This window comes from Bacillus sp. MMSF_3353 (genome assembly GCF_030733445.1).
Classification (GTDB): domain Bacteria; phylum Bacillota; class Bacilli; order Bacillales; family Bacillaceae_G; genus Bacillus_A; species Bacillus_A wiedmannii.
This window is the reverse complement of sequence record NZ_JASHJA010000001.1, coordinates 240,511-265,369: the sequence shown is the minus strand read 5'-3', so window position 1 is coordinate 265,369 and position 24,859 is coordinate 240,511. Positions and strand designations below refer to the sequence as shown.

23 protein-coding genes and 1 pseudogene are annotated in these 24,859 nt (G+C 37.0%); 6 read left to right on the top strand and 18 right to left on the bottom strand.

The genetic code is table 11. The features are described from left to right. Positions 1–28 precede the first annotated feature (28 nt). From RBB48_RS01385 to RBB48_RS01365, 5 genes are all read right to left on the bottom strand, one after another. Entirely contained in the window at positions 29–541 is a 513-nt protein-coding gene (locus RBB48_RS01385) for an adenine phosphoribosyltransferase (protein ID WP_000346221.1), read from the bottom strand. Between the two features lie 47 nt (positions 542–588). Beyond that, positions 589–2,928, bottom strand: coding sequence for a single-stranded-DNA-specific exonuclease RecJ (gene recJ, locus RBB48_RS01380; RefSeq protein WP_098117638.1), 2,340 nt, complete (start codon positions 2,926–2,928; stop codon positions 589–591). A 101-nt stretch (positions 2,929–3,029) separates the two neighbouring features. Further along, a complete protein-coding gene (locus tag RBB48_RS01375; protein ID WP_306007333.1) occupies positions 3,030–3,923 on the bottom strand; it encodes a cation diffusion facilitator family transporter in 894 nt (297 codons plus the stop codon). 156 nt (positions 3,924–4,079) lie between these two features. Then, on the bottom strand, positions 4,080–6,344 hold the full coding sequence (secDF, locus tag RBB48_RS01370; protein WP_088064462.1) for a protein translocase subunit SecDF: 2,265 nt from the start codon (positions 6,342–6,344) through the stop codon (positions 4,080–4,082). A 270-nt stretch (positions 6,345–6,614) separates the two neighbouring features. Then, positions 6,615–6,899, bottom strand: a complete 285-nt coding sequence (locus tag RBB48_RS01365; RefSeq protein WP_000890214.1) for a post-transcriptional regulator — start codon at positions 6,897–6,899, stop codon at positions 6,615–6,617. Between the two features lie 186 nt (positions 6,900–7,085). Here RBB48_RS01365 and spoVB point away from each other — a divergent pair, with 186 nt between their 5' ends. Beyond that, complete coding sequence (gene spoVB / locus RBB48_RS01360) at positions 7,086–8,645, top strand: stage V sporulation protein B (RefSeq protein WP_306007332.1); 1,560 nt, start codon at positions 7,086–7,088, stop codon at positions 8,643–8,645. 29 nt (positions 8,646–8,674) lie between these two features. Here spoVB and RBB48_RS01355 read toward each other — a convergent pair whose 3' ends face one another. Continuing rightward, on the bottom strand, positions 8,675–9,322 hold the full coding sequence (locus RBB48_RS01355; protein WP_097889249.1) for a DUF421 domain-containing protein: 648 nt from the start codon (positions 9,320–9,322) through the stop codon (positions 8,675–8,677). 103 nt (positions 9,323–9,425) lie between these two features. Here RBB48_RS01355 and RBB48_RS01350 point away from each other — a divergent pair, with 103 nt between their 5' ends. Continuing rightward, entirely contained in the window at positions 9,426–9,809 is a 384-nt protein-coding gene (locus tag RBB48_RS01350) for a TIGR04086 family membrane protein (protein WP_097889248.1), read from the top strand. 36 nt (positions 9,810–9,845) lie between these two features. Here the strand turns inward: RBB48_RS01350 and yajC are convergent, their stop codons facing one another. The 6 genes from yajC to ruvA are packed head-to-tail and all read right to left on the bottom strand — an operon-like array spanning position 9,846 to position 14,179. Beyond that, positions 9,846–10,106: a preprotein translocase subunit YajC gene (gene yajC / locus RBB48_RS01345; RefSeq protein ID WP_001068064.1), complete on the bottom strand. Its 261-nt coding sequence runs from the start codon at positions 10,104–10,106 to the stop codon at positions 9,846–9,848. Positions 10,107–10,133: 27 nt separating this feature from the next. Beyond that, positions 10,134–11,273, bottom strand: coding sequence for a tRNA guanosine(34) transglycosylase Tgt (gene tgt / locus RBB48_RS01340; protein WP_000125362.1), 1,140 nt, complete (start codon positions 11,271–11,273; stop codon positions 10,134–10,136). A 12-nt stretch (positions 11,274–11,285) separates the two neighbouring features. Next, entirely contained in the window at positions 11,286–12,338 is a 1,053-nt protein-coding gene (gene queA / locus RBB48_RS01335; protein ID WP_048541404.1) for a tRNA preQ1(34) S-adenosylmethionine ribosyltransferase-isomerase QueA, read from the bottom strand. Between the two features lie 19 nt (positions 12,339–12,357). Beyond that, positions 12,358–12,558 carry a DUF2905 domain-containing protein gene (locus RBB48_RS01330; RefSeq protein ID WP_000138162.1) on the bottom strand — a complete coding sequence of 67 codons (201 nt, stop codon included), beginning with the start codon at positions 12,556–12,558 and terminating at the stop codon, positions 12,358–12,360. Continuing rightward, entirely contained in the window at positions 12,555–13,556 is a 1,002-nt protein-coding gene (ruvB, locus tag RBB48_RS01325; RefSeq protein ID WP_088064463.1) for a Holliday junction branch migration DNA helicase RuvB, read from the bottom strand. The genes RBB48_RS01330 and ruvB overlap by 4 nt, the downstream gene beginning before the upstream one ends. 5 nt (positions 13,557–13,561) lie before the next feature. Then, positions 13,562–14,179 carry a Holliday junction DNA helicase RuvA gene (gene ruvA, locus RBB48_RS01320; protein ID WP_088064464.1) on the bottom strand — a complete coding sequence of 206 codons (618 nt, stop codon included), beginning with the start codon at positions 14,177–14,179 and terminating at the stop codon, positions 13,562–13,564. 188 nt (positions 14,180–14,367) lie between these two features. On the opposite strand from ruvA, the gene RBB48_RS01315 reads away from it, so the two are divergent. Next, on the top strand, positions 14,368–15,312 hold the full coding sequence (locus RBB48_RS01315; protein WP_306007331.1) for an iron-hydroxamate ABC transporter substrate-binding protein: 945 nt from the start codon (positions 14,368–14,370) through the stop codon (positions 15,310–15,312). A gap of 10 nt (positions 15,313–15,322) precedes the next feature. Here the strand turns inward: RBB48_RS01315 and RBB48_RS01310 are convergent, their stop codons facing one another. Then, positions 15,323–15,853 carry a BofC C-terminal domain-containing protein gene (locus tag RBB48_RS01310; RefSeq protein ID WP_087985316.1) on the bottom strand — a complete coding sequence of 177 codons (531 nt, stop codon included), beginning with the start codon at positions 15,851–15,853 and terminating at the stop codon, positions 15,323–15,325. Positions 15,854–16,286: 433 nt separating this feature from the next. Here RBB48_RS01310 and RBB48_RS01305 point away from each other — a divergent pair, with 433 nt between their 5' ends. Further along, positions 16,287–16,730 carry a branched-chain amino acid ABC transporter substrate-binding protein gene (locus tag RBB48_RS01305; RefSeq protein ID WP_149213001.1) on the top strand — a complete coding sequence of 148 codons (444 nt, stop codon included), beginning with the start codon at positions 16,287–16,289 and terminating at the stop codon, positions 16,728–16,730. A 33-nt stretch (positions 16,731–16,763) separates the two neighbouring features. On the opposite strand, the gene RBB48_RS01300 is transcribed toward RBB48_RS01305, so the two are convergent. The 5 genes and pseudogenes from RBB48_RS01300 to nadB all read right to left on the bottom strand — a co-directional run bounded on the left by RBB48_RS01300 (position 16,764) and on the right by nadB (position 22,953). Beyond that, the gene (locus RBB48_RS01300; protein WP_001093539.1) at positions 16,764–17,411 is read right to left on the bottom strand and encodes a YhcN/YlaJ family sporulation lipoprotein; all 648 of its coding nucleotides are present in this window, start codon (positions 17,409–17,411) and stop codon (positions 16,764–16,766) included. Between the two features lie 1,639 nt (positions 17,412–19,050). Beyond that, positions 19,051–19,207: pseudogene (gene safA / locus RBB48_RS31605) on the bottom strand (SafA/ExsA family spore coat assembly protein); the annotation flags it as partial. 226 nt (positions 19,208–19,433) lie between these two features. After that, positions 19,434–20,540 (bottom strand): quinolinate synthase NadA, encoded by a 1,107-nt coding sequence (gene nadA / locus RBB48_RS01290; RefSeq protein WP_149213786.1) that lies wholly within the window; start codon positions 20,538–20,540, stop codon positions 19,434–19,436. A 30-nt stretch (positions 20,541–20,570) separates the two neighbouring features. Then, entirely contained in the window at positions 20,571–21,404 is an 834-nt protein-coding gene (gene nadC / locus RBB48_RS01285; protein WP_088064469.1) for a carboxylating nicotinate-nucleotide diphosphorylase, read from the bottom strand. Between the two features lie 19 nt (positions 21,405–21,423). Then, positions 21,424–22,953 carry an L-aspartate oxidase gene (nadB, locus tag RBB48_RS01280; RefSeq protein WP_149213785.1) on the bottom strand — a complete coding sequence of 510 codons (1,530 nt, stop codon included), beginning with the start codon at positions 22,951–22,953 and terminating at the stop codon, positions 21,424–21,426. Between the two features lie 152 nt (positions 22,954–23,105). Here nadB and RBB48_RS01275 point away from each other — a divergent pair, with 152 nt between their 5' ends. Continuing rightward, positions 23,106–24,248 carry an IscS subfamily cysteine desulfurase gene (locus tag RBB48_RS01275; RefSeq protein ID WP_088064471.1) on the top strand — a complete coding sequence of 381 codons (1,143 nt, stop codon included), beginning with the start codon at positions 23,106–23,108 and terminating at the stop codon, positions 24,246–24,248. Beyond that, the gene (locus tag RBB48_RS01270) at positions 24,248–24,790 is read left to right on the top strand and encodes a transcription repressor NadR (protein ID WP_000812272.1); all 543 of its coding nucleotides are present in this window, start codon (positions 24,248–24,250) and stop codon (positions 24,788–24,790) included. Before RBB48_RS01275 ends, RBB48_RS01270 begins: the two co-directional genes overlap by 1 nt. Positions 24,791–24,859 lie beyond the last annotated feature (69 nt).

Sequence of the window (24,859 nt, the reverse complement as noted above, 5' to 3'; positions counted from 1 at the left end):
TATCACCGTAGTTTTACCTATATAGTGATTAGTATTTTTCTAATACTAATACATCGTAACCATCTAACATTTTACGACCATCTAAGTAAGTAAGCTCTACTAAGAATGCAATTCCTGCTACAACTCCGCCAAGTTCTTCAACTAGCTTAATTGTCGCTTCAATTGTTCCACCTGTAGCTAATAGATCATCTGTAATTAATACGCGTTGACCTGGCTTAATTGCATCTTTATGGATTGTTAAAACATCTTTACCATATTCTTTACCGTAGTCAACTGTAATTACTTCACGTGGTAATTTCCCTAATTTACGAACTGGTGCAAAACCTACTTCTAACGCATAAGAAACTGGGCAACCGATAATAAAGCCACGTGCTTCTGGCCCTACTACAACGTCAATATCTCTTTTCTTTGCATACTCAACGATTGCATCTGTTGCTGCTTTGTATGCTTTACCATCGTTCATTAACGGTGTAATGTCTTTAAATACAATACCTTCTTTTGGATAATCCGGTACAATTGCGATATGTTGCTTGAAATCCATATTTCTGAATCCTCCTCAGATCTAAAAGGTTTGTAAATACAAATCCTTTACCCTAACTGTTCTACTTCTTTATGATTACGAATCGTTTCAAACCATGTATATAGTTGCTGATATGTGCTATAAACCAATTCTTTTTCTAATTGTAAGTGGTTCATTTTCTCACGATATGTGTTCGATTCAATTAAATCACGCTTTTGTTTTTTGTCTGCCATAAAAATGACGCCATCTTTTATTGTAACAAATTCTAACTCAAAAAACACCTGTGTCATGAAATTTACTGTATCTTTTGACCAACCTTTATGTCGACATAGTTGTTCTCCATATTGTCTTAAAGAAAATGGTGCTTTTTGGCTCAAGAACGAATAATACCATTTAAAATGTTCCCTCGTTGGAACAGTACTAAATAAATGATTATTCTCTTGATAAAATAGCGTATAAATTCGCGACGGGAACCCCACTTTAAATAAATCTCGTAATTCATCTGTTCCTTTTGGCAAATCAAGTAACACGATGTATTGATCGTCTAAATGAGTTACTTCTGATGCATGCATTATATGCTCTTTAAAGTCTTCTAAAGAAAATTTATTCAATACCTCTTCAGAAAAATACACCATCGTTATTTTTTCTTTCGGAAGTTCTGATACATTCGCTTCTACGTTACGCATACTACGCCAATCAAATAATTGCCACGCCTCTACAGCAATATCTTGTACCATTAATTGCGGCTTCTTAAAATTATTCCATTCATTGATAGATGCTTCCCCTATTACAGATACCTTTGCAACTGGAGAAATTTCTTTCGCATACGCACCAAATCCAAATCCGATTGTATCCAGTGTCGCTTGTCCATCGCGAAGAGCCATTTTCAAATGAGAGCCATCTGATCCGATTGCACGAATACTTTCTAACTCTGCATCCTTCACTGCAATACGCGGTTTTGGATTTCCAACACCAAATGGCGCTAATTTTTGCATGTCTTCAATTGCTGCCAGTGTTACATCCTCCACTTTACAAAAGACATCAACAGCTGTAATTGGAATAAAATCTTCTTCTGTTAAAATTACCTCTGCTTGTTCATTTAAGCGGCGGCGCAATTCATCTACATCATTCATATGTAGCGTCATTCCCGCTGCCATCGGATGCCCTCCGAAGTGTGGCAATAACTCTCTACAATCTGACAAGTTTGCAAACAAATCAAATCCTGCAATACTACGTGCTGAACCTTTTGCTGTTTCTTTTACAGGATCAATGCATAATACAATCGTTGGACGATAAAAACGTTCCACTAATTTAGATGCGACAATTCCAATTACACCTGGATTCCAGCCTTCTTTTGCCAGTACTAGTACTTTATTGTCTTCTGGCGGGAAATTATTTTCCACTTCAGCGATAGCTTCTTCTGTAATTTGCTTTACAATATCTTTTCGCAGTTTGTTCAGCTCATCAATTTCTTCAGCTAGCTCTTTTGCTTCTTCTGGATCATCTGATAATAAAAGATGTACAGCCGGCGTAGCATCTTCTAAACGGCCAACTGCATTAATACGTGGTGCGAGTGAGAATCCAATGCTCTCTTCTGTAATTTCACTTTGCGAAACGTTAGCAACTTTAAATAGCGCCTTTAGTCCGATATTTTTCGTCATGCGCATATGTTTTAAACCGCGCTTCACTAGCAATCTATTCTCACCATGAAGTGACACTAAATCGGCTACTGTACCAATTACTGCAATTTCTAATAAATGTTCTGGTACACGACCCAGTAGTGCATGCGCAACTTTAAATGCAACACCTACACCAGCTAAATAGTGAAACGGATATACACCGCCATCTAATTTCGGATGAATAATCGCAAGTGCTTCTGGCAATTCTGGTGGTGGCTCATGGTGATCTGTAATAATAAGATCTATTCCAAGCTCCTTCGCTACCTTCGCTTCATGTACTGCTGCGATACCAGTATCGACAGTAATAATTAGTGAGAATCCTGCGCTATGCGCCCAACGAAATGCTTCTTCGTTTGGTCCATAACCTTCTGTGAAACGGTTTGGGATATAAAATTCTACATTTGCACCTAATTCTTGCAAAGCAAGATATAACACAGTCGTACTACTTACTCCGTCCGCATCGTAGTCACCAAATATTAATATTTGCTCTCCATTTTGAATCGCCTTATTGACACGTTCTACCGTTCTATCCATTCCTTCTAATAAAAATGGATCATGAAATTCTTGATTTTCTGTATTTAAAAAATCTAAAATCTTATCTTCTGTATCTAGTCCTCTACCGAGGAATAACGAAACGACAAGTGGTGATAATTTTAATTTACTTGCTAATTCACTCACTCGCTCGTCATTATATTCTTTTTCTTTCCAACGCGTCTTCGGTTGTAACACGAAATCACCCCTTAACCTGTTCATTATACAAGACAGATTAAGGGGTGACAATATAATGCAAACTACGCTGCAATATCTATATACTAAAATGTTAATAATGTTTAATTTGGAGAATACGGATTTATATGTACAAACACATTTTGTACGTTATCTTGTTCCATAAGCGTTTCTTTCACATGCTTTCCAATGCGGTGCCCTTCTTCTACAGTAATGTATGGATCTACAGAAACTTTAATATCGACAATAACGTAATGACCATGCTCCCTTGCATATAAAGAACCGATTTTTTTCACACCGTCTATTTGAAGTACTGCTTCTCTAAGCGAAACAACATCTTCCTCATGAAGAACATGATCAAGCGTTGCATGAATTGCTTCTGCCCCAATACTCCATGCCATTTTTGCAACAAGAAGTGAAACAAATAATCCTGCAATTGGATCGGCATATACAAGCCAATCTAACCCGAGCTTACCACCAATAATCGCTGCACAAATACCGATTAAAGCTGCAATTGAAGAAAATACATCCGAACGATGTTCATATGCATTTGCAATAATTGCATCACTATTTACCCTCTTCCCTAATCGGAATTTATATTGAAACATTCCTTCTTTCACGATAATTGAAAGAACAACAGCAAAAATCGTAATTCCCTTCGGTGGTTCTAGTTCCTGCGAAAAAGCTTTTATAGACGAAATCGCTATCTCGATTCCCACAATAAATAATAATACTGCAACAATAATCGCTGAAATCGATTCCGCTTTACCATGACCGTACGGGTGATCTTCATCGGGCGGTTGCTTCGCTGCTCGCAATCCAAACAATACAGCTAGTGAACCAATTACATCTGATGCAGAATGCACGGCATCCGCTAATAGCGCTTTACTGTTCCCAATATAACCAATTACCGCCTTTACAATCGCTAATATAATATTACCAACGATCCCGACAATAGCACCAAACTCGGCCTGTTTAAAACGTTCATCTTTTTCCATAATTAAAATCCCTTCTTTTCTTAACCTATCTTTTTATTGTAACAAAAACAGCGATAACAACACCAGTTTTTCCCATATCCCTTCTGTTAAAAAGTTGCTATCTTATTGTATCCACAAACGAAAAAAGAGATGCCTCATAAAGAGACATCATCTTTTTTATACTTGCGGTTCAGATTCTACTTTCTCAACCTTTTTCTTATTTTTCCCCTTTTTCAAACGACGGTTTTCAAGCATTAACCAAATTTGAGAAGCAACGAAAACAGAAGAGTACGTACCTACAACTAATCCAACAAGTAACGCAAACGAGAAGTTACGTAGTGACTCACTACCGAAGATAAGTAACGCAATTACTGGGAATAACACTGTTAATACGGTGTTAATTGAACGACCAAGCGTTTGGCGAATACTTGCATTTACGATTTCTTCTAAGTCTTTTATATCGCGAACTCGTTTTTTCTGTTTGTATAATTCACGGTTTCTATCAAATGTAACAATCGAGTCATTAATAGAATAACCGATAATTGTTAATACCGCAGCGATAAACGTTAAGTCTACCTCTAATTGGAAAATACTAAATATAACAATCATAACGAACGCATCATGTAATAATGCAAGCACTGCAGATAATGCGTACGTAAATCGGAATCGAATACTTACGTATAAAATGATAACCGCAGAAGCAATTAATACTGCGATAAATGCATTTCGTGCAATCTCTTTACCGATTGTCGGTGAAACTGTACTTACGTTTGGATCTGTACCGTATTTATCATGGAAGAATGTTTTTGTTTTCGCAATTTCATCTTTTGATAGAACACCTAAAGTACGAACGGCGAAACCTTTATTGTCATCTCCAGTAGGTACAATATTTTCTTCCTTCACATCAATGTTCAATTCTTTAAAATCTTTATGAACATCTGATACAGTAACTGATTGTTTTGATTGCAAGTCGATACGTGTACCACTCGCAAAATCAATACCAAGATTCAATTTGAAAATTGGTAAAATAATTGCACCTGCAATTACAACTACAATCGAGAAAACAAGGAATTTATGACCGATATTTACGAAGTTAATACGATCAAATCTTGTCGGTGGATGTACTACACCTTTTGTTAATGGAATAATATCCTTTTGTTTCACACCAAAGTATGCTGGTTTTTTATCGAAGTAACGGCTCTTTACAAGTAATCCTAGTAAGAAACGAGTACCGAATACGTTCGTAACGAAACCAACTAAAATACTTACGATTAAACTTGTTGCGAATCCTTTTACAGAGCTATTACCATAAACAAATAACACACCAGCTGCTGCAAGTGTCGTAATGTTCGCATCTAGAATTGTTGCTAATGAACGATGGTTACCCGCACGAAATGCTGACATCATTGACTTACCAATTTTCAGCTCTTCTTTCAGTCTCTCGTACGTAATAATATTCGCATCAACTGCGATACCTACCCCGAGCACTAACGCCGCAATACCTGGCAACGTAAGAACTGCATGCATCCAGTTAAAGACAAGTAATGTAACGAAAATGTATAAACCTAACATAATAACCGCTACAATTCCTGGTAAACGGTAGAATACAAGCATAAATAAGAAAATAAGAGCGATACCAATCGCACTAGCGAAAATTGTTTGCTCTAACGCTTGTTGACCAAACTTCGCTCCAACAGATGTTGAATACATTTCTTTTAAATCAACAGGAAGTGCACCTGCATTTAATAAAGATGAAAGTTGTTTCGCACTTTCAACTGTGAAGTTTCCACCTACGATAGATACTTCAGCTTGGTTAAATACTTGGTCTACTGTTGCTGCTGATAAGAACTTTGGATTCGGTTTTGCAGATTCTGCTTTGTACGAATCTTTTCCTTCTTCAAAATCAAGCCAAATTACCATTAAATTCGTTGGTGGTGGCATTTTTGAAATTTTTTCAGTTACTTCACGGAATTTTTCAGCGCTCTTTAGTGTAAGACCTACGCTCGCACGGCCTTGGTCATCAAATGTTTGCTTCGCTCCGCCGCCTTTTAAATCCGTTCCGTCCATAAGAAGGTTGTCATCTACATCACGGAATGTTAATTTCGCTTGTGTTGATAACATTTCACGTGCTTTTTGCTGATCTTGTACACCAGCAAGCTGTACGCGAATTCGATCTTGCCCTTCGATTTGAATGTTCGGCTCACTTACACCGAGAACATTGACACGATTTTCAAGAGCGCCTACTGTACTTACAAGTACGTCTCGATCGATTTTATCACCTTTTTTGGCTGGTTTTACTTCATATAGAATTTCAAAACCACCGCGAAGGTCTAGTCCTAGACTAATTCCTTTTGCTATGTCTTTTCCTGCCGCACCAATTACTCCACCGATTAATAAAACGATGAGGAAAAAGGCGGCAATTCTCGTACCACGCTTTGCCATATGTACCCTCTTTCTGCTACTAACACTTTAAATAAATCTCTTACGATTTACTTTTACACGTGTGCATACGCCTAGTTAGTAGACTTCCTTTCTATAATTTTGCTAGTTCATCACTAGCTGTGTCGGTAAGTTTTTCACAATACCTACACTTTCATTATTTATTTTTTCTCTTCACTACCCCCTTTATATATAATCTTAGACATAATTATTTCCTCATTATCAATACCTATCATTATACTGCAAAAGGAAGAACAAACCAATTGCAGTCGGTTATTTATTTTCATATTCATCAAATGACCAAAGTGGCGCTTGATATGCTTCAACAGTTAAATAATTCATATATTCATTAGTACTTACTCTTAATACATCATTTACTAATTCATATAATCTAACATCACCGTTTATTTTTTTCCACTTCTTCACTTTAAGAAACTTCCAAATATCATCATCTGTTACTCGGTCATAACCGAACATGTGAAACTCTTCTACTTTGCTTTCTAAAACGACTTGTAACTGTCCGCGGTATGATTCTACCAAAGCCTCTTTTTCTAACATACATAAACATCTCCTTCTTATTTCAGCACGAAAAGTCGCTTTTAATCCCGCTCTAATGGACAGCAATAACTACTTTCAAGAGCACTCTCATACTTCACTCTCTTAAATGCTTGTCATTCTTGTCTCATACGTGCATATAAATTATTGTAAATCATTCCACTGATTTTGAGAAGGTAGGAGAAGACCATGACGAGACAAAGCTTTTTAAAAGGCGCATTTATTTTAATGATAGCCGGATTTATTACCAAAATCCTTGGATTTATTAACCGGATTGTAATGGCACGTATTTTAGGGGAAGAAGGTGTTGGCCTTTATATGATGGCCGTTCCTACATTCATTCTAGCAATTACATTAACACAAATCGGCCTTCCTGTCGCAATCGCAAAATTTGTAGCAGAAGCGGAAGCTGTGAACGATAAACAAAGAGTTAAAAAAATATTAACAGTATCATTAGCTGTTACATCCGTTATTAGTATCATTTTAACAATTGGAATTATGCTCCTCACACCTATTTTAGCAAAAACATTATTAACTGATGAACGAACGTACTATCCATTAATGGCTATTTTACCTGTCGTTCCTGTTATTGCTGTTTCTTCTGTTTTACGCGGTTATTTCCAAGGGAAACAAAATATGAAACCTAGCGCTTATGCTCAAGTTATAGAACAAGTTGTCCGCATTACAATTATCGCTATATGCATTCAGTTATTTTTACCTTACGGTGTAGAATATGCTGCAGCTGGCGCTATGTTATCAGCCGTTCTCGGTGAAGTTGCATCGTTATTATTTTTACTCACTTTATTCCAGCGCGAAAAACATTTATCTATACGCTCTGGATTTTTCACTACTGTAAAGGAGAGCAAGGGTACATTTTATTCTCTTATGGATATTGCCCTTCCAACTACAGGAAGTCGTTTAATCGGTTCCGTTTCATATTTTTTTGAACCTATCGTTGTTATGCAAAGCTTAGCGATTGCGGGAGTTGCTGCCTCTGTCGCAACCCAGCAATACGGTATATTAAACGGTTATGCATTCCCACTTCTATCACTGCCAGCCTTTATTACATACGCTCTTTCTACAGCACTCGTTCCATCTATTAGTGAAGCGATGGCTAAAAGACAGCATAAATTAGTGGAACACCGCCTCCAACAAGCTCTTCGGATCTCATTAATTACTGGTGGGTGGTCAGTCGTTATATTATACGTATTCGCTTCTCCTATTTTAACTCTTATGTATGGATCGGATAGTGCAACAGCATTTATCCAGCTTCTTGCACCTTGCTTTTTATTTCATTACTTTCAAAGTCCACTTACCTCTGTTTTACAAGCTTTAAACTTAGCAAGAGCTGCAATGATGAATACATTTATTGGCGCCATCGTGAAATTAATCGTTATTTTTGTACTAGCTTCAAGGCCAGATTTTCAAATGATGGGGGTTGCCCTTGCAATTGCAGCAAATATAGTGACGGTAACATTCCTTCATTACGCTACTGTTTTAAAGAAAATTACATTTACCATTTACGCAAAAGACTACATTTTCGGCGGACTTGATATCGGTATTGCAGGCGCTTTCGGTTTTTACCTTCATAAATATATAATTTTCTCTCATTCACTCGGCGTACAAACATTATGGGAAATCACTTTAACAACAATCGTTTATATTATCCTCCTCTTCACTTTCAAACTCATTCGAAAAGAAGAGTTGAGTCGACTTCCAATCATTCGAAAACTTTCATTTTTGAAGTAAACGGGCTTACTATTTCATATAGTAAGCCTCTAGTTTTCTTTCAAATCAACAAAAAATTGTCCGTTTTGAAAGCTGCAGTATAAAATTTGTGTGATATCGTTATAACCTAAGTTTTTTAATTTTCCAATGAGCCATTCGTCTGTATGTTCAATCATTTGTAAATGATTCAATTGAATTTCTCCATCAATAATAAGAGGAAGAGTAAACTGCAATGTATCCTGTTTACCTTTTTGTTTTTGAAAGACAGATAACTTCCCAGATGGTTCTAAAATAGCGTATTCTACATCTCGGATATCTCCAACTCCTTGCTCCCTTAATTGCATCAATAAATCATCTATATTATAACGCTGCTTTCTCATCTTCTTTTCATCAATTTTCCCCGCATTTACAAGAATAGCCGGCTCACCTTCTATTAAATGCCGAATTCGTTGAAACTTTAATGAAATGACTGACAAAATAATCTGTATACACATAAGAAAAGTCATCGGAACTAATTGGTGCCAAAGTGATTTATCGGTATTTTCAATTGCGACTACAGCCATTTCCCCAAGCATAATGAATACGACTAAATCTAATACACTTAACTCTCCAATTTCACGTTTACCCATAAGACGAAAAATAATTAATATGATGATATACAAAAGCATCGTCCGGCCAATGATTGATACCCATTCCATTTCTACATCTCCTTTTTTACGTATAGACTCCCCTATAAAAAATAAACTAGTCTAACTTGGGCAAAAAGAAAATATGCTTGTATTAAAAAGGGGGAATGTATAAATGGATGGAACGAAAAGATTATCAACCGCAATCGGCTTTGGTATCATTACCTTATTAATTTTTGCATCAATTATTAGCATGGTTATGGCTCTTTTATTAAAGTTTACAGATATGACTGAAGAGACATTAGCCGTTACTATTTTTATACTAGCTCTTTTATCTATGCTTATATCCGGATTTACTGCCGGCAAAAAAGCACAAGGGAAAGGTTGGCTAGTAGGTTTCACAACAGGTCTTACATTCGCTATACTTGTTTTTCTAGTTAACTATTTAGGCTTCTCTCAAACTTTATCGAACTCCCAGTTACTTTATCAATTAGCATTAATGGGCGCGAGTACACTCGGTGGTATTTTCGGGGTAAATATGTCAAAACAAAACAACTAAAAAAGGCCCTGCACATTTCATGCAGGGCCTTTCTCATTAGTTTTTCACAACTTCACGAATCGCATTACGATCGAAAGTTAAGTGTGAACCACCAGATTTAATAACGATTTTCGTCTCATCTACTGATTCGATTGTACCGTGTAAACCACCGATTGTTACGATAGCATCACCTTTTGCTAACTCATTTTGCATTTGAGCAACTGCTTTTTGACGCTTTTGTTGCGGGCGAATTAATAAGAAATAGAAAATCGCAAACATCGCAACGATCATAACGATATTCATCATACCTGGATTCATCTTTTGTTCCTCCTTTTAAATTATGTATTAGAAGTTTTTAGCATTCGGTTTATTAAAGCCATACTGTTCAAAGAATTCTTCGCGGAAATCGCCAAGACGGTCTTCACGAATAGCTTGTCTCACCTGCTCCATTAAGTTTAACAGAAAATGAAGGTTGTGATAAGACGTTAAACGAATTCCAAACGTTTCATCACATTTCATTAAGTGACGAATGTACGCACGAGAGTAATTTTTACATGTATAGCAATCACAATTTGGATCAAGCGGACCGAAGTCTCTTGCAAATTTCGCATTTTTTACAACTAGACGGCCTTCACTTGTCATACATGTACCATTTCGAGCGATACGAGTTGGAAGTACGCAGTCAAACATATCAATACCACGAATTGCACCATCGATTAACGAGTCAGGAGAACCTACTCCCATTAAGTAACGTGGCTTATTATCTGGAAGAAGTGGTGTTGTAAACTCAAGTACACGGTTCATAATATCTTTCGGTTCACCTACAGATAAACCACCTACAGCGTAACCAGGGAAGTCCATTGAAACAAGGTCTTTTGCACTTTGACGACGAAGCTCTTCGAACTCTCCGCCTTGTACAATACCGAATAAACCTTGATCTTGTGGACGTTCATGCGCTTTTAAACAACGTTCTGCCCAGCGGCTTGTACGTTCTACAGATTTCTTCATATATTCAAAAGTAGCCGGGAAAGGTGGACACTCATCAAATGCCATCATAATATCCGATCCTAATGCATTTTGAATTTCCATCGCTTTTTCTGGTGATAAGAATAATTTATCTCCATTTAAGTGGTTACGGAAGTGAACGCCTTCCTCTTCAATACGACGGAAGTCACTTAAACTGAATACTTGGAAACCACCAGAGTCCGTTAAGATCGCACGATCCCAGTTCATAAATTTATGCAAACCACCTGCTTCACGAATAATTTCGTGACCTGGGCGTAGCCATAAATGATACGTATTACTTAAAATAATGCCAGAATCCATTGCTTTTAATTCTTCTGGTGACATTGTCTTAACTGTTGCAAGTGTACCAACTGGCATAAATGTTGGTGTATCAAATGAACCGTGCGGCGTATGTACACGTCCTAAACGGGCACCTGTTTGTTTACAAGTTTTAATAAATTCATAACGAATTGCTGTCATAATTTACTCCTTTTATTTGTTTCCCATTTTAGCGTGAGATGCAACGAACATTGCATCACCGAAGCTAAAGAAACGATATTTTTCTTTTACTGCTTCATTATAAGCATGAAGTACATTATCTCTATTTGCAAATGCACTTACAAGCATAATTAATGTTGATTTCGGTAAATGGAAGTTTGTAATTAAACCATCAATTGCTTTAAATTCATAACCTGGGTACATAAAAATGTCTGTCCATCCAGAAGCAGCACAAAGCTTACCGTTATGATCTGTCGCAATTGTTTCTAACGTACGAGTTGAAGTCGTACCTACCGTAATAATACGTCCACCATTCTCTTTCACGCGATTTAATAACGCAGCTGTCTCTTCAGACATATGGTAATATTCTGCGTGCATATGGTGTTCTTCAATCGTATCTGCAGAAACTGGTCTAAATGTTCCAAGTCCTACGTGAAGTGTAATGAAAGCTAACCCGACGCCTTTTTGTTTTAACTTCTCCAGTAACTCTTCTGTAAAGTGAAGTCCCGCAGTCGGCGCTGCTGCTGAACCGATTTCTTTCGCATATACTGTTTGATAGCGATCGCGATCTTCTAGCGTCTCTTTAATATATGGAGGAAGTGGCATTTCCCCAAGTTCATCTAAAATTTCATAGAAGATGCCGTCATATGAAAATTCAAGATGACGTCCACCTTGATCTGCAGTTCCTATGCAAGTTGCTTTTAATTTCCCTTCGCCAAAAGAGATAACAGTTCCTTCTTTTACACGTTTCGCTGGCTTAACAAGCGTTTCCCACTTATCGCCTTCTTCTTGTTTTAGAAGAAGTACTTCAATGTGCGCGCCTGTATCTTCTTTCACACCGTGCAAACGAGCAGGCATAACTTTCGTTTCATTTAAAACTAAGCAATCCCCCTCATGTAAGTAAGAAAGAATGTCTGTAAAATGTTTATGCTCAATATCGCCTGTTTCACGATCTAACACCATTAATCTTGATGTTTCACGATCTTCTAATGGGATTTGTGCAATAAGTTCTTCTGGTAAATGAAAATCAAACAGATTAATATCCATAACTATATCCACCTATTTCTTATTTAAATCGATTTATTATATACATAATAAAAGATAATACAATACTTAACACAATACATGTAATGATAGGAAAATAAAAGGTAACGTTACCTTTTTTCACAAAAATATCGCCTGGAAGCCTTCCTATGAACTTCCAAGCTAATCCAACAACAATGAGCAAAATACCAGCTGTAATAAGCAGCTTTGGCATCTCCGTCATACTTTTGGCATCTCCATTCCGAAATGCTCATATGCAAGCGGCGTTACGATTCGGCCTCTTGGCGTTCGTTGTAAAAAGCCAATTTGTAATAAATATGGCTCATATACATCTTCAATCGTATGAGATTCTTCTCCAATGGTTGCCGAAACCGTTTCTAACCCGACTGGGCCACCACGGAATTTCTCAATAATACCAAGCAGTAATTTATGATCGATATGATCTAGACCTAATTTATCTACTTGCAGTAGTTCTAACGCCATTTGTGTAATTTCCATCGTAACCGTTCCGTTACCACGAACTTGTGCGAAATCTCGTACACGTCGTAATAAACGATTCGCAATACGAGGTGTACCACGAGCACGTCTTGCAATTTCTAGTGCGGCTAACGAATCAATTTCAACTTCGAATACTTCTGCTGTACGTTCAACAATCTCAGAAAGCTGATCTACTGTGTAATACTCTAATCTTGAAAGTACACCGAAACGGTCACGAAGCGGCGCTGATAATGCCCCCGCACGGGTCGTTGCTCCAACTAATGTAAATGGCGGTAAATCTAAACGTACAGACCGTGCTGATGGCCCTTTTCCAATTACGATATCAAGGCAAAAATCTTCCATCGCAGGATATAACACTTCTTCAATTGACCTATGCAAACGATGAATTTCATCAATAAATAATACATCACCCGGCTGAAGTGCTGTTAATACAGCTGCTAAATCTCCCGGCCTTTCAATTGCTGGACCTGAAGTTGTTCTAACATTTACGCACATTTCATTGGCAATAATATTGGCAAGCGTCGTTTTACCAAGTCCTGGTGGTCCATATAGAAGCACATGATCTAACGTTTCTTCACGCATTTTCGCTGCTTCAATAAACACTTCTAAATTATGTTTCGCTTTATCTTGGCCAATATACTGACGGAGCGTCTGTGGCCGTAATGAATATTCTAAATCCGAATCTTCATATGCAGATTCCCCTGAAAGGAGACGTTCGTCCATTATACTCACCTCTTACCATTTAGTAAAAGACTAAGTGCCTTTTTAATATACTGATCCGTCGTTAATGATTCTTTTAATAACTCTGGTACAACGCGAGAAACTTCTCGTTCTGCGTATCCAAGTGCGCGCAGAGCTTCCAGCGCCTCATCAAGCTCAACTGATGAACCTTTCTTCTCATCAAAACGTTCTGTGTCTGAGAATAAATCAACAAATGCATCTGGCACGACATCAGCTAGTTTTCCTTTTAAATCTAAAATCATTTGGCGTGCTGTTTTCTTTCCGACGCCCGGGAACTTCACTAAAAACTTCTCGTCTTCGTGTTCAATCGCTTGAACGACCTGTCCTGTTTGACCAGACGCTAAAATTGCAAGAGCGCCTTTTGGTCCAATACCAGACACACCTAACAACTTTGTAAATAATAAACGCTCTTCACGTGTTTTAAACCCGTAAAGTGCCATAATATCTTCTCTCACATAATGATATGTATAGACACGGATTTCTTGCTTATTTCTTTGAAATACATACGGATTTGGTGTGAAAATTTGATAACCAATTCCATTATGGTCAATTACGACATATTCCGGTCCTACATACTCCACGTAACCTGTAACATATTCAAACAAAATACGATCTCTCCCTCTTAAATCATGTATTCCATTTTAACATATTTAATGATAGAAAAGCGAGACTACCCCAACAAATGTTCCCTATTTGAAACTTCTGTTATTTTCCATTGACAGAAAGTATGAAGCACCTTAATATACAGAAGTCGATAATGATTATCAATATTAATTAAAGGGGTTACATCAGGATGAAACAAAAGCTATTTATTTTATTTACTATTATGCTAGTTGTTCTTTCTATCGTTGGCTGTTCTTCTCAAAAAGAAGAATCGAAAGCGAAAGAACAACTGAAAACAAAAGTTGTAAAACACGCTAAAGGGGAAGCTACAATTCCAGTAAATCCAAAGAGAATTGTTGACCTGTCTGGATCAACAGAAGAATTATTACTTCTTGAACACAAACCTGTTGGTACAGCAAACACATATAAAGATAAAATCCAAAATCATTTAACAGAAAAATTAGACGGAGTAAAAGCAGTAGGGTGGTACTGGGCACCTAAAGTTGATCTAGAAGCTGTTACTGCATTAAAACCAGACTTAATTATTTTAAATAATCGTCAATTGAAGATCTATGATCAATTAGAAAAGGTTGCACCAACAGTTGTTTTAGAAACAAACTTAGAAGACTGGCGCGGTAAGTTTAAAGAAGTAGGTAAACTATTTGACGAAGAAAAGAAAGCAGACAAATGGATTGCAGACTACGATAAAAAAGCAGACTCTTTATCTAAAAAAATTAAAGAAAAAACAAAAGATGAGAACTTTATGTTCGTCGCAGTTACACCACAAAACTTCCGTGTATACGGTAGCTTCGGATACGGTGACATCATCTTTAATGACTTAAAACTTCCAGCAACAAAAGGTACAGATTTAAAACAAACGATGGCACAAGTATCGTTAGAAGGTCTTGTTGCATTCCAACCTGATCAAATGTTTATTGTAAACTTTGGCGGCGAAGCTGATAAAGTTTACGAAGACTACAAAAACAGTGCCGTTTGGAAAGACAATAAAGCAGTTAAAAACAATCACGTATATGAAGTATCAAATGAAATCTTCAATACGAAAGCTTTCAATCCAATCGGAAAAGATATGCTAATTGATGAAATCGCAAAACAAATTTTAGATAAAAACAAGTAAAAAAAGCAGCTCACCATGAGCTGCTTTTTTTCTTATTTTGCACTGCGTATTGCTTCATTTTTTCAATCGTCTTCACAAAACCTTCTTTTGATTTAATACGAATACCACGCTTCAACTTCGCACGCTCATAGCTCTCAAGCTTTTTCATATCAATTTGAAAGAAGGAATGAATCGCATTATCACTTTTCGGTACACCTTTGAAAATTTGTAATATCCCTTCCTCTGACACACCAAAATAACCGCTCGTCTTTAATAACGGAGAAATATCATCAACTTTCTTTTGTAATACAATTTGTACATCATCACGATCAACGAGCTGCCATTCTTTATACTGCTGTAAAAACTTTTCTAAGTCCGCTACTTTTTCTGTAAAGATTTCCTCACTTACTTCTCCATCAACATACATTCGCTCTAATAAAATTGTAACTTCAGGCTCTTTTTCTGTTACTTCTGGTACTGGCCCTTCCGCCTTCACATTCGTTTCATAAACGAAACAAAACATCATAACGAAAGCTTGCATCGTAATCAGTATCCATTTCATTTCCGTTCACCTCTTTTAGGCAAGATCAAACTTTCATTAGTAGTTTTTCCGGAAATGGAGGTTTTATCCATATAAATGACCATATTACATTTCTCTCGAAAATAAAAAAATGCAGATAAAGTTTTATCTTTATCTGCATTAGCATTTGTTTTTATATAAAATGAAAGACGCCTGCAAAGCAGGCGTCTTGATGCGTTTACGGCGAGAGACCAGGCGACCACATTCGCGTGTTTAGCACTTAAGCATATCTCTCGTCTTACGTAAATTAGCTCATCGCTTTGCTAATATAACATTAATAAAGTATAAGTGCAACATGTTTATAAAAATATTTTATTTCCTCTTTTACTCAAACGAAATTCGTGTAAATTATAAATTGATAAATGCAATATATATGTTACAATTAATATAATAGCGAAATCATAATAAACAGGAGATGGATATTGTGAAAAAAATAAAGGATGAACGTCTCATTCTGAAAACATTAAAAAACATACGTATTGCCTTTCTTTTTCAATCGCTTGGTATAATTGGCATTTTAGGATATATCGGATTCACTGAAGGAATGGATCAAGCTACGAAATCTCCATTATGGTTATTATTTATCCTTACAAGTATCGTACTTAGTTATTTACAGTTAAGCGTTTCTATCGATGTAGAAGAAGGCGAAAAGGATATAAAGTTAACTCCTTATTACAAAATTATTTTACGCTCTCTTATTGCAGGAACTATTATAGCCATTATTTATATCATTTTCAGTCCAAAAAGACCTCTCTTTGAGGCTATTCTAACAGGTAGTATTTTCTTTATATGCTTTTTAATTTCTTATTCCATTAGTTATTTCATTAAAAAACGTCGTTTACACGACAACGATGAATAAAGAGGAAGGGCTACCCCTTCCTCTTTTGTTTTGCTATCGCATAGTACCAGTTAAACCGTAACGAATGTCTCGGAACATATTCCCTATATCACGATTAAAATCGTTTGTAACTGTACCATTACGTAGGCGTGTACTCATTGCATCGACACGAGTAAACATATCATTTCTTACAGAAACATATACGTTTCTGTTTCCAACTTCATTTGAAACCGCTTGACGAATTTCGTTCGCCATCGCCGTTTCATTTGTCACTGTATTACGTGGTTTTACTGCAATCGCTACATCGTTTCCATATACAACTGTAGACACGCGGTCTACGTTATTCATACGTTTCACACGATTCGTTATTCTTTCAGCTGTTTTACCATCATTGTTAATGTATGAATTGTTCATTGTAATATTACGAGTTGGATGCGGATTAGCAATTTGTCCGTTGTAATTTACATCGCGGTAATAATTGTTATATCCTGTATCGTTACGACCATTTCTATATGTTACATAATCTGTATAGCGATCATTACGCGCTACATTATCACGATACTGGTGTGTATCATTATAAGATGTATGCTTATAGTTGTAGTTACGTCCATCCATTGCATTGTTATCTTTTGGTGTACCACATGCAGCTAATGCACTGGTAACTAACAAAGAAGCAGCAATCACTTTTACTTTCGTATTCAATACAAAAACCCCCTCTGTTAGAATGAACTTCTCTTCTGAAAAGCTCCCTCTTATGATGAGTAACAGAGAAGGTTTTTACACTGTTAATATTTCACTGGGGATTTTCTAACATTTGATGTAAATCTTCCATTTTCAGAACGACTCTACATACAAAAAAGGCGGGAATAATCCCGCCTTTTTTAAACTTCCTCTTCGTCCTCTTCTTCTGAAACCGGCTCCCCAAATACATTTGGTGGATCTGGTTGATAATACATCGTTCCTGGCTGTGGCGCATATGCCGATTGAGTTGGTTGATAATATAAAGGATTCGCGTATTGTGGTCCTCCAGGTTGCGGACTATATAGCCTACTCTCTCCTCCGCATCCACAATCTTCCTCTCCTTGCACGAGCGGTGGCATATTATTATCCATTGGCATCATATTTAGATTTGGCATAGACGTATATTGCGGTCCAAACGGTGCCCCTTGCTGATATGGCATTTGATATGGATTTTGTTGTTGATAATACGGATTTGGCGGCATCATAGGCTGTTGGTATGGTATTTGATATGGCATCATATTCGGTGGTTGATTATTATCCATTATCGGCATCATATTCGGCATTTGATTGTTATCCATGATCGGCATCATATTCGGCATTTGATTGTTATCCATGATCGGCATGATGTTTGGTATTGGGTTATTATCCATGATTGGCATTATATTTGGTGGTTGATTATTATCCAACATTGGCATGATGTTTGGCATTTGAATATTTGGCGGTATTACTTGTGGAATAACTACATTCTCTTTCGTTACATTTGGTGACACGATATTCCCTACATTTTCTTTCTTCACTTGCGGTGACACGATATTTCCTACATTTTCTTTCTTTACTTGCGGTGACACGATATTTCCTACATTTTCTTTCTTTACTTGCGGTGACACGATATTTCCTATATTTTCTTTCTTTACTTGCGGTGACACGATATTTCCTATGTTTTCTTTCTTTACTTGTGGTGACACGATATTTCCTACATTTTCTTTCTTTACTTGCGGTGACACGATATTATCTTTTTTCGTTTGCGGAGAAATGATGTTATTAGGTTTCATTTTAGTAATTTGAGGAGCAATTAACTCACTTCCTTTTTTAATTACATCTGAAATTTTATATTCTTTTTTTGCTTTTATTGGTGGTTGCGGCGGCTGTGGTAATACATTTACCGAAAACTTTGTGTTTTCTTTTTCTGCTGGTTTTTGTTTTTCTATAACAGTTGGTTTTTGAATAACAGACGGTTTTTCAACTGGTTTTTCTATTTGAATTGGCTTTTCTTTTTGCACCTCTTTTTGTGGCTTTACCTGCACTTCTTTTTGCGGTTTCACTTGCATTTCCTTCTGTGGTTTTACCTGTACCTCTTTTTGTGGTTTCACTTGCATTTCCTTCTGTGGTTTTACTTGCACTTCCTTCTGTGGTTTTACTTGCACTTCTTTTTGTGTTTGTTGCATAGCAGGTTGCTGTGTAATCGGCGCTGATTGATACGTAACTTCTTCCTCATCCTCTATTCCAAGCGGAGTTGGCGTTGCTGCAAATTCTTTTTGTTGTACTTCTTTTACGTATTGTTTTGGAGGTGATGAACCTGCTCCAGCATGTTGTTTCACGTGAACGCTGTTTGATGGTACTTTAATTTTCATACCTGGCATGATTAAATCTGGATTACTAAGTTGTGTATTTGTATTTTTCAACGTATCAAAATCTACTCCGTACTTTTTCGCAATTTTCCAAAGGGTATCCCCTTTTTGCACGATATGAATTTTCAAATTTTCCCCCTCCTGTATAACTTATCTATAAGTAACAAATCTCATGAAGTAACCCTTTCTAAATAACGCTAACTTCTTTTCACTTGTATCACTTCTTCGATTTTCAATATCATTAGAAGTGGAATAAGCATAAGAAAATCACAATGATTTCTTCAAAACAATGTATGCCCATTTTGTTCTTGTTATGATTATATGCATGAAAAAAAGCAACAGAAATACCGTTGCTTTACACACGCTCTAACATACGATTTAATGCAAGAACCGCTTCTTCAGTCACTTGTTTATCTACGCTAATAACGTTAATTTCTTCTCCTCTTTCTACCGTTTCAAGCACCCATAATAAGTGCGGCAGATCAATTCGATTCATCGTTAAACACGGACACATAAATGGATTAAGTGAAACAATCTCTTTATCTGGATGTTGCTGAATAATTCGGTTCACTAAATTCATCTCTGTACCAATTGCCCATTTACTTCCAGGTGGCGCTGCTTCAATCATATCAATAATATATTTCGTTGATCCTGCGTAATCCGAAGCATCAACGACCTCATAGCAACATTCTGGATGTACAATAATATTCATATCCGGATGATTTTTCCGTACGTTCTCAATGTTTTTCACTGTAAAGTTTTGATGAACCGAACAATGCCCTTTCCATAAAATCACTTGAATTTCTTCTATATCTCCATCGTACTCTAATGAATCTGTATGTGGGTCCCATACTGCCATTTTATCTAATGGGATACCTAAATCGTAAGCTGTATTTCTTCCTAAATGTTGATCCGGTAAAAAGACAAGACGCTCTTTTTGTGTAAACGCCCAAGACACCATTTGTTTTGCATTAGAAGAAGTTACTGTTGCTCCGCCATTACGACCACAAAACGCTTTAATTGCAGCTGTAGAGTTAACATATGTTAACGGAATCATCGTATCTCCAAATAATTTTGCGAGCTCTTTCCATGCCCTTTCTGTTTGTTCAATATCTGCCATATCTGCCATCGAACAACCTGCACGCATATCTGGCAAAATAACGATTTGATCATCTGTCGTTAACATATCTGCTGTTTCTACCATAAAGTGTACACCGCAAAATACAATATATTTCGCTTCTTTATTGCTCGCTGCAACTTGTGCAAGCTGAAGTGAATCTCCTGCTGCATCAGAAAATTGTACCACTTCATCTTTTTGGTAATGATGTCCTGGAATAAATAGTGTTTTTCCCATTTTTTCTTTAATTTCACGAACACGCTTTTCCATTTCTTCTGTTGTCATCGTGTAATAACGCTCTGGTAACATCGTTTCAATCGGTTGCACTTTTTCTAAAATACTCATATTCCTTTCTCCCCCTCTAAGCCACTTTCCTTACGCCTCAATATTGAAACTAATATCAAGTGCTTTCACTGAATGTGTTAACGCTCCAAGTGAAATATAATCGACCCCTGTTTTTCCATATTTCGATAAATCTTCAATTGTAATGCCTCCTGATGCTTCCGTAACGATGGCACTTGGTACAATCTTTGAAAACTCCCGGATCTCATCTGGCGTACGGTTATCAAACATAATAATATCTGCACCAGCAGCTACAGCCTCTCTCACTTGCTCCTCCGTTTCTGTTTCCACTTCTACTTTCACCATATGTCCTAATTTTTCTTTCACCGATGTAACAGCTTTCGTAATAGAACCAGCAAAAGTAATATGATTGTCTTTAATCATGACACCGTCATATAAACCGAAACGGTGATTAAATCCGCCTCCGCACACGACTGCATACTTATCAAACATGCGTAGCCCTGGCATCGTTTTTCGCGTATCGCAAATACGTGTATGGCCGCTATCTAAAGCAAGAACAGCTTTATGTGTCATCGTAGCTATCCCGCTCATACGCTGGATAACGTTTAATATAACGCGCTCTGCCGTCAATAACGAAGCAATTGGTCCTTGCGCAGTTGCTATTATTTCGCCCTTTTCTACAAGATCTCCATCTTTTTTATGAAGCTCCACTTCAATTTTTTCATCAATTAATTTAAATCCTTCTTCAATTACTAGACGCCCCGCAAAGACACCTGTATCCTTCGCAAGAAACGTTCCTTTTGAAAGTAAATTGTCTGGAAAAATAAGCTGAGATGTTACATCTCTTTCTCCTATATCTTCTAGAAAAAATCGATTTAATGCTTCTTTCACTTTTATCGTGTTCATAGAGCCCCTCTTCCCTTCATCACACAAGTTGTAGTTTTCTTTTCACTCGAACGATCTCTTTTTTTACGCTATTTCTATGTGGATAATCGCTTCGATAATGGCCACCAATACTTTCTTCTCTTTGCAAAGCTGACACGACTATAAGCTCACAGGCTGTTAACATATTAATAAGCGTTATCTCTTCATTTGTAAGAGCATCATGTTGTAATATCATATTTCGAACACCGTACTTACTAAGCCATCTCTTTGCATAAGATAAACTTTTCTCTGTTCGCACAATCCCAACATATTTCATCATGCATTCTTGTATTTCTTCTTTCGCCGGCAAATGATTCAGAACGATAAACTTCTTTTCCTTCCCAGCCACGTTGTTCCAGCTTTCTTTTGTCGCTTTCGTTAAAATATGTTGTCCTATTCTTTTTCCAAACACAAGACTTTCTAATAATGAATTACTTGCTAATCTATTTGCTCCATGAACACCATTACAAGCTACTTCACCGACCGCATATAAATTTGGAATGGACGTCTCCCCATCACAGTTCGTTTTCACGCCGCCCATATGAAAATGAGCACCGGGTACGACTGGAATGCGTTTTTCATTTATATCGACACCATTCTTTTCACACAATGATGATACAGTCGGAAAACGTCCTTCGAAATTTTGAATAGACTCGATATTTACATACACTTGTTCACCCGCCAAAAGCTGCTCATGAATCGCTCTTGCTACTACATCACGTGGTGCGAGATCGTGATCAGGGTGTATATTCATCATAAAACGCTGCCTTTTTCCATTCATAAGGACAGCTCCTTCACCACGGACAGCTTCAGAGACGAGGCCGCAGCATCGCCCGTTCGCGTATAACATTGTTGGATGAAACTGTACAAACTCTAAATCTACGAGCTCCCCGCCTGCGCGGTACACCATCGCAAGTCCATCACCCGTAATTGTCTTATCGTTAGAAGTAAAGGCGTATAAACCGCCAATCCCACCTGTTGCTAACACCGTATAATCTGCAACGTAACGCTTCAACTTCCCTTCACTAGTTCTTGTTAAAACTCCAACACATTTATCATTTTCTATAATAAAATCGAGCACCATTTCCTGTTCCACTACCGTAACGTGCGGAGCTACTTCTTGAATGAAATGCTCTAATAAATTCTTTCCTGTTGCATCGCCACCTGCATGTAAAATACGACGCTTTCGATGTGCGCCTTCTTTTCCAAGATGAGGACCCGTTTCATCTCCATCAAATTTCATTCCATTTTCAATGAGATTATTCATTTCTTTCGGTCCTTCCTCGACTAAATAACGGACCACATCTTCATTGTTATAATGACATCCTGCTACTAACGTATCTTCAAAATGATCATTTGGATTGTCATATGTTGCAACTGCTGCGGCAATTCCACCTTGCGCTAAATATGTATTATTATTACGATTTGTTTCCTTTGTGATAATAATCACATTCTTTTCGTGACAAATCTCTTTCGCAACACGAAGTGCCGCAACGCCACTTCCAATAATTAAGACATCTGCACTTGGCATAATTGTTGCCTCCTACTTTACACTTTTCAACTGTCTTGACACCTATATTTACATAGTTTTAAAATAATGACAAGAGTTTTTTTATAATTCTTATTTTCACTACCATTTAAAAAATACAAGAAATGTAACTCTTACTAGGGAGAGGAACTTACATGATGATATATCTTGACTATGCAGCTACTACACCTATGAGTGAAGAAGCATTACACACATATATGAAAGCAGCATCGCAATACTTCGGAAATGAACAAAGTTTACATGATATTGGAGGAACAGCCTCTTCTTTATTACAAGTTTGCCGAAAAACATTTGCTGAAATGATTGGCGGAAAGGAACAAGGGGTATTCTTCACAAGCGGTGGCTCGGAATCCAACTACCTTGCGATTCAATCCCTTCTCAATGCTCGAAATAAAAAGCACATTATTACAACACCTATGGAACATGCATCCATTCGAAGTTATTTTCAATCCTTACAATCAGAAGGGTATACAATTACTGAAATTCCTGTTGATGAAGGCGGGCTAATTCATTTAGATGATTTAGAAACAGCCATTACAGAAAATACTGTTCTAGCAAGCATACAGCATGGAAACTCTGAAATCGGAACCGTTCAAAACATCACAGAGATCGGGGCACTTTTAAAAAAATATAACGTTTTATTTCATTCAGATTGTGTACAAACATTTGGTAAACTTCCTATCAATGTTTTTGAGATGGGAATTGATAGTCTCTCTGTTTCAGCACATAAAATATACGGACCAAAGGGTGTTGGCGCTTGCTATATAAATCCCCAAGTTCGCTGGGCACAAATATTTCCGGGAACTTCTCATGAAAAAGGATTTCGCCCAGGTACAGTAAACGTTCCTGGCATCGCATCTTTTTTAACAGCTGCTGAGAATATATTAAAAAATCAACAAGAAGAGAGCTTACGTTTTAAAGAGTTACGATCCTACTTTTTAAGACATTTACAAGCGCTTCCTCTAGAAATTCAAGTAGAAGGTCATTCTACTTCTTGTTTACCACATATTGTTGGGGTTACAATAAAAGGAATAGAAGGTCAATATACAATGCTAGAATGTAATCGCCATGGTATTGCCATCTCCACTGGAAGTGCTTGCCAAGTCGGTAAACAAGAACCTTCGAAAACAATGCTTGCAATTGGAAAAACGTATGAAGAGGCAAAACAATATGTTCGCTTCTCTTTCGGACAACAAACAACGAAAGATCAAATTGATACTACTATTCATGCACTACACACAATTGGAAATCAATTTTATAGAGGTGTTAAATCATAATGAAACAAAATGAACAAAAAAAGATTTTAGGTGAAGAAAGACGACAACTTATCCTTCAGTGGCTTCTCGCTGCAAACGAACCGTTATCTGGGAATGAACTATCGAAAAAGACAAATGTAAGTAGACAAGTTATCGTGCAAGATATTTCCTTGCTTAAAGCACGAAACGAACCAATTATTGCGACTGCTCAAGGGTATTTATATTTAAAACCACAAGAGAAACAACAAGCTTTCGAACGCGTAATTGTATGCCAACATAAACCAGCGGAAGTACGTCAAGAACTTACAATGCTTGTTGACCACGGCGTTACGATTAAAGATGTAAAAGTTGAGCATCCTGTATACGGTGACTTAACAGCGTCCATCATGGTAAGTAATCGCTTTGATGTAGAGCAATATTTACAAAAAATTGAAAACACGAATGCTTCCTATCTTTCGCAACTAACAGATGGTATTCACTTACATACAATTGAGGCAGATTCGAAAGAGAAATTAGACGCTGCTTGCGAGGCACTAGATAAAGCAGGATTTCTCGTTTATTAATTCATGTAAAGCACAGAGTTTTTATCATTCTCTGTGCTTTTTTAGTGATATAATATTGTAATCAATTGT

Excerpts from the sequence above, each read along its gene's own strand:
- tgt (WP_000125362.1), bottom strand. The coding sequence starts at position 11,273 with ATGACAGCAATTCGTTATGAATTTATTAAAACTTGTAAACAAACAGGT.
- ruvB (WP_088064463.1), bottom strand. The coding sequence starts at position 13,556 with ATGGACGAACGTCTCCTTTCAGGGGAATCTGCATATGAAGATTCGGAT.
- RBB48_RS01365 (WP_000890214.1), bottom strand. The coding sequence starts at position 6,899 with ATGTTAGAAAAAGAGGCTTTGGTAGAATCATACCGCGGACAGTTACAA.
- secDF (WP_088064462.1), bottom strand. The coding sequence starts at position 6,344 with ATGGCAAAGCGTGGTACGAGAATTGCCGCCTTTTTCCTCATCGTTTTA.
- RBB48_RS01310 (WP_087985316.1), bottom strand. The coding sequence starts at position 15,853 with ATGAAATGGATACTGATTACGATGCAAGCTTTCGTTATGATGTTTTGT.
- RBB48_RS01330 (WP_000138162.1), bottom strand. The coding sequence starts at position 12,558 with ATGACGGAGATGCCAAAGCTGCTTATTACAGCTGGTATTTTGCTCATT.
- queA (WP_048541404.1), bottom strand. The coding sequence starts at position 12,338 with ATGGATATTAATCTGTTTGATTTTCATTTACCAGAAGAACTTATTGCA.
- RBB48_RS01350 (WP_097889248.1), top strand. The coding sequence starts at position 9,426 with ATGGATGGAACGAAAAGATTATCAACCGCAATCGGCTTTGGTATCATT.
- nadC (WP_088064469.1), bottom strand. The coding sequence starts at position 21,404 with ATGAACACGATAAAAGTGAAAGAAGCATTAAATCGATTTTTTCTAGAA.
- RBB48_RS01355 (WP_097889249.1), bottom strand. The coding sequence starts at position 9,322 with ATGGAATGGGTATCAATCATTGGCCGGACGATGCTTTTGTATATCATC.
- RBB48_RS01385 (WP_000346221.1), bottom strand. The coding sequence starts at position 541 with ATGGATTTCAAGCAACATATCGCAATTGTACCGGATTATCCAAAAGAA.
- RBB48_RS01275 (WP_088064471.1), top strand. The coding sequence starts at position 23,106 with ATGATGATATATCTTGACTATGCAGCTACTACACCTATGAGTGAAGAA.
- spoVB (WP_306007332.1), top strand. The coding sequence starts at position 7,086 with ATGACGAGACAAAGCTTTTTAAAAGGCGCATTTATTTTAATGATAGCC.
- nadA (WP_149213786.1), bottom strand. The coding sequence starts at position 20,540 with ATGAGTATTTTAGAAAAAGTGCAACCGATTGAAACGATGTTACCAGAG.
- nadB (WP_149213785.1), bottom strand. The coding sequence starts at position 22,953 with ATGCCAAGTGCAGATGTCTTAATTATTGGAAGTGGCGTTGCGGCACTT.
- RBB48_RS01315 (WP_306007331.1), top strand. The coding sequence starts at position 14,368 with ATGAAACAAAAGCTATTTATTTTATTTACTATTATGCTAGTTGTTCTT.
- RBB48_RS01375 (WP_306007333.1), bottom strand. The coding sequence starts at position 3,923 with ATGGAAAAAGATGAACGTTTTAAACAGGCCGAGTTTGGTGCTATTGTC.
- RBB48_RS01270 (WP_000812272.1), top strand. The coding sequence starts at position 24,248 with ATGAAACAAAATGAACAAAAAAAGATTTTAGGTGAAGAAAGACGACAA.
- yajC (WP_001068064.1), bottom strand. The coding sequence starts at position 10,106 with ATGAATCCAGGTATGATGAATATCGTTATGATCGTTGCGATGTTTGCG.
- RBB48_RS01305 (WP_149213001.1), top strand. The coding sequence starts at position 16,287 with ATGGATATTGTGAAAAAAATAAAGGATGAACGTCTCATTCTGAAAACA.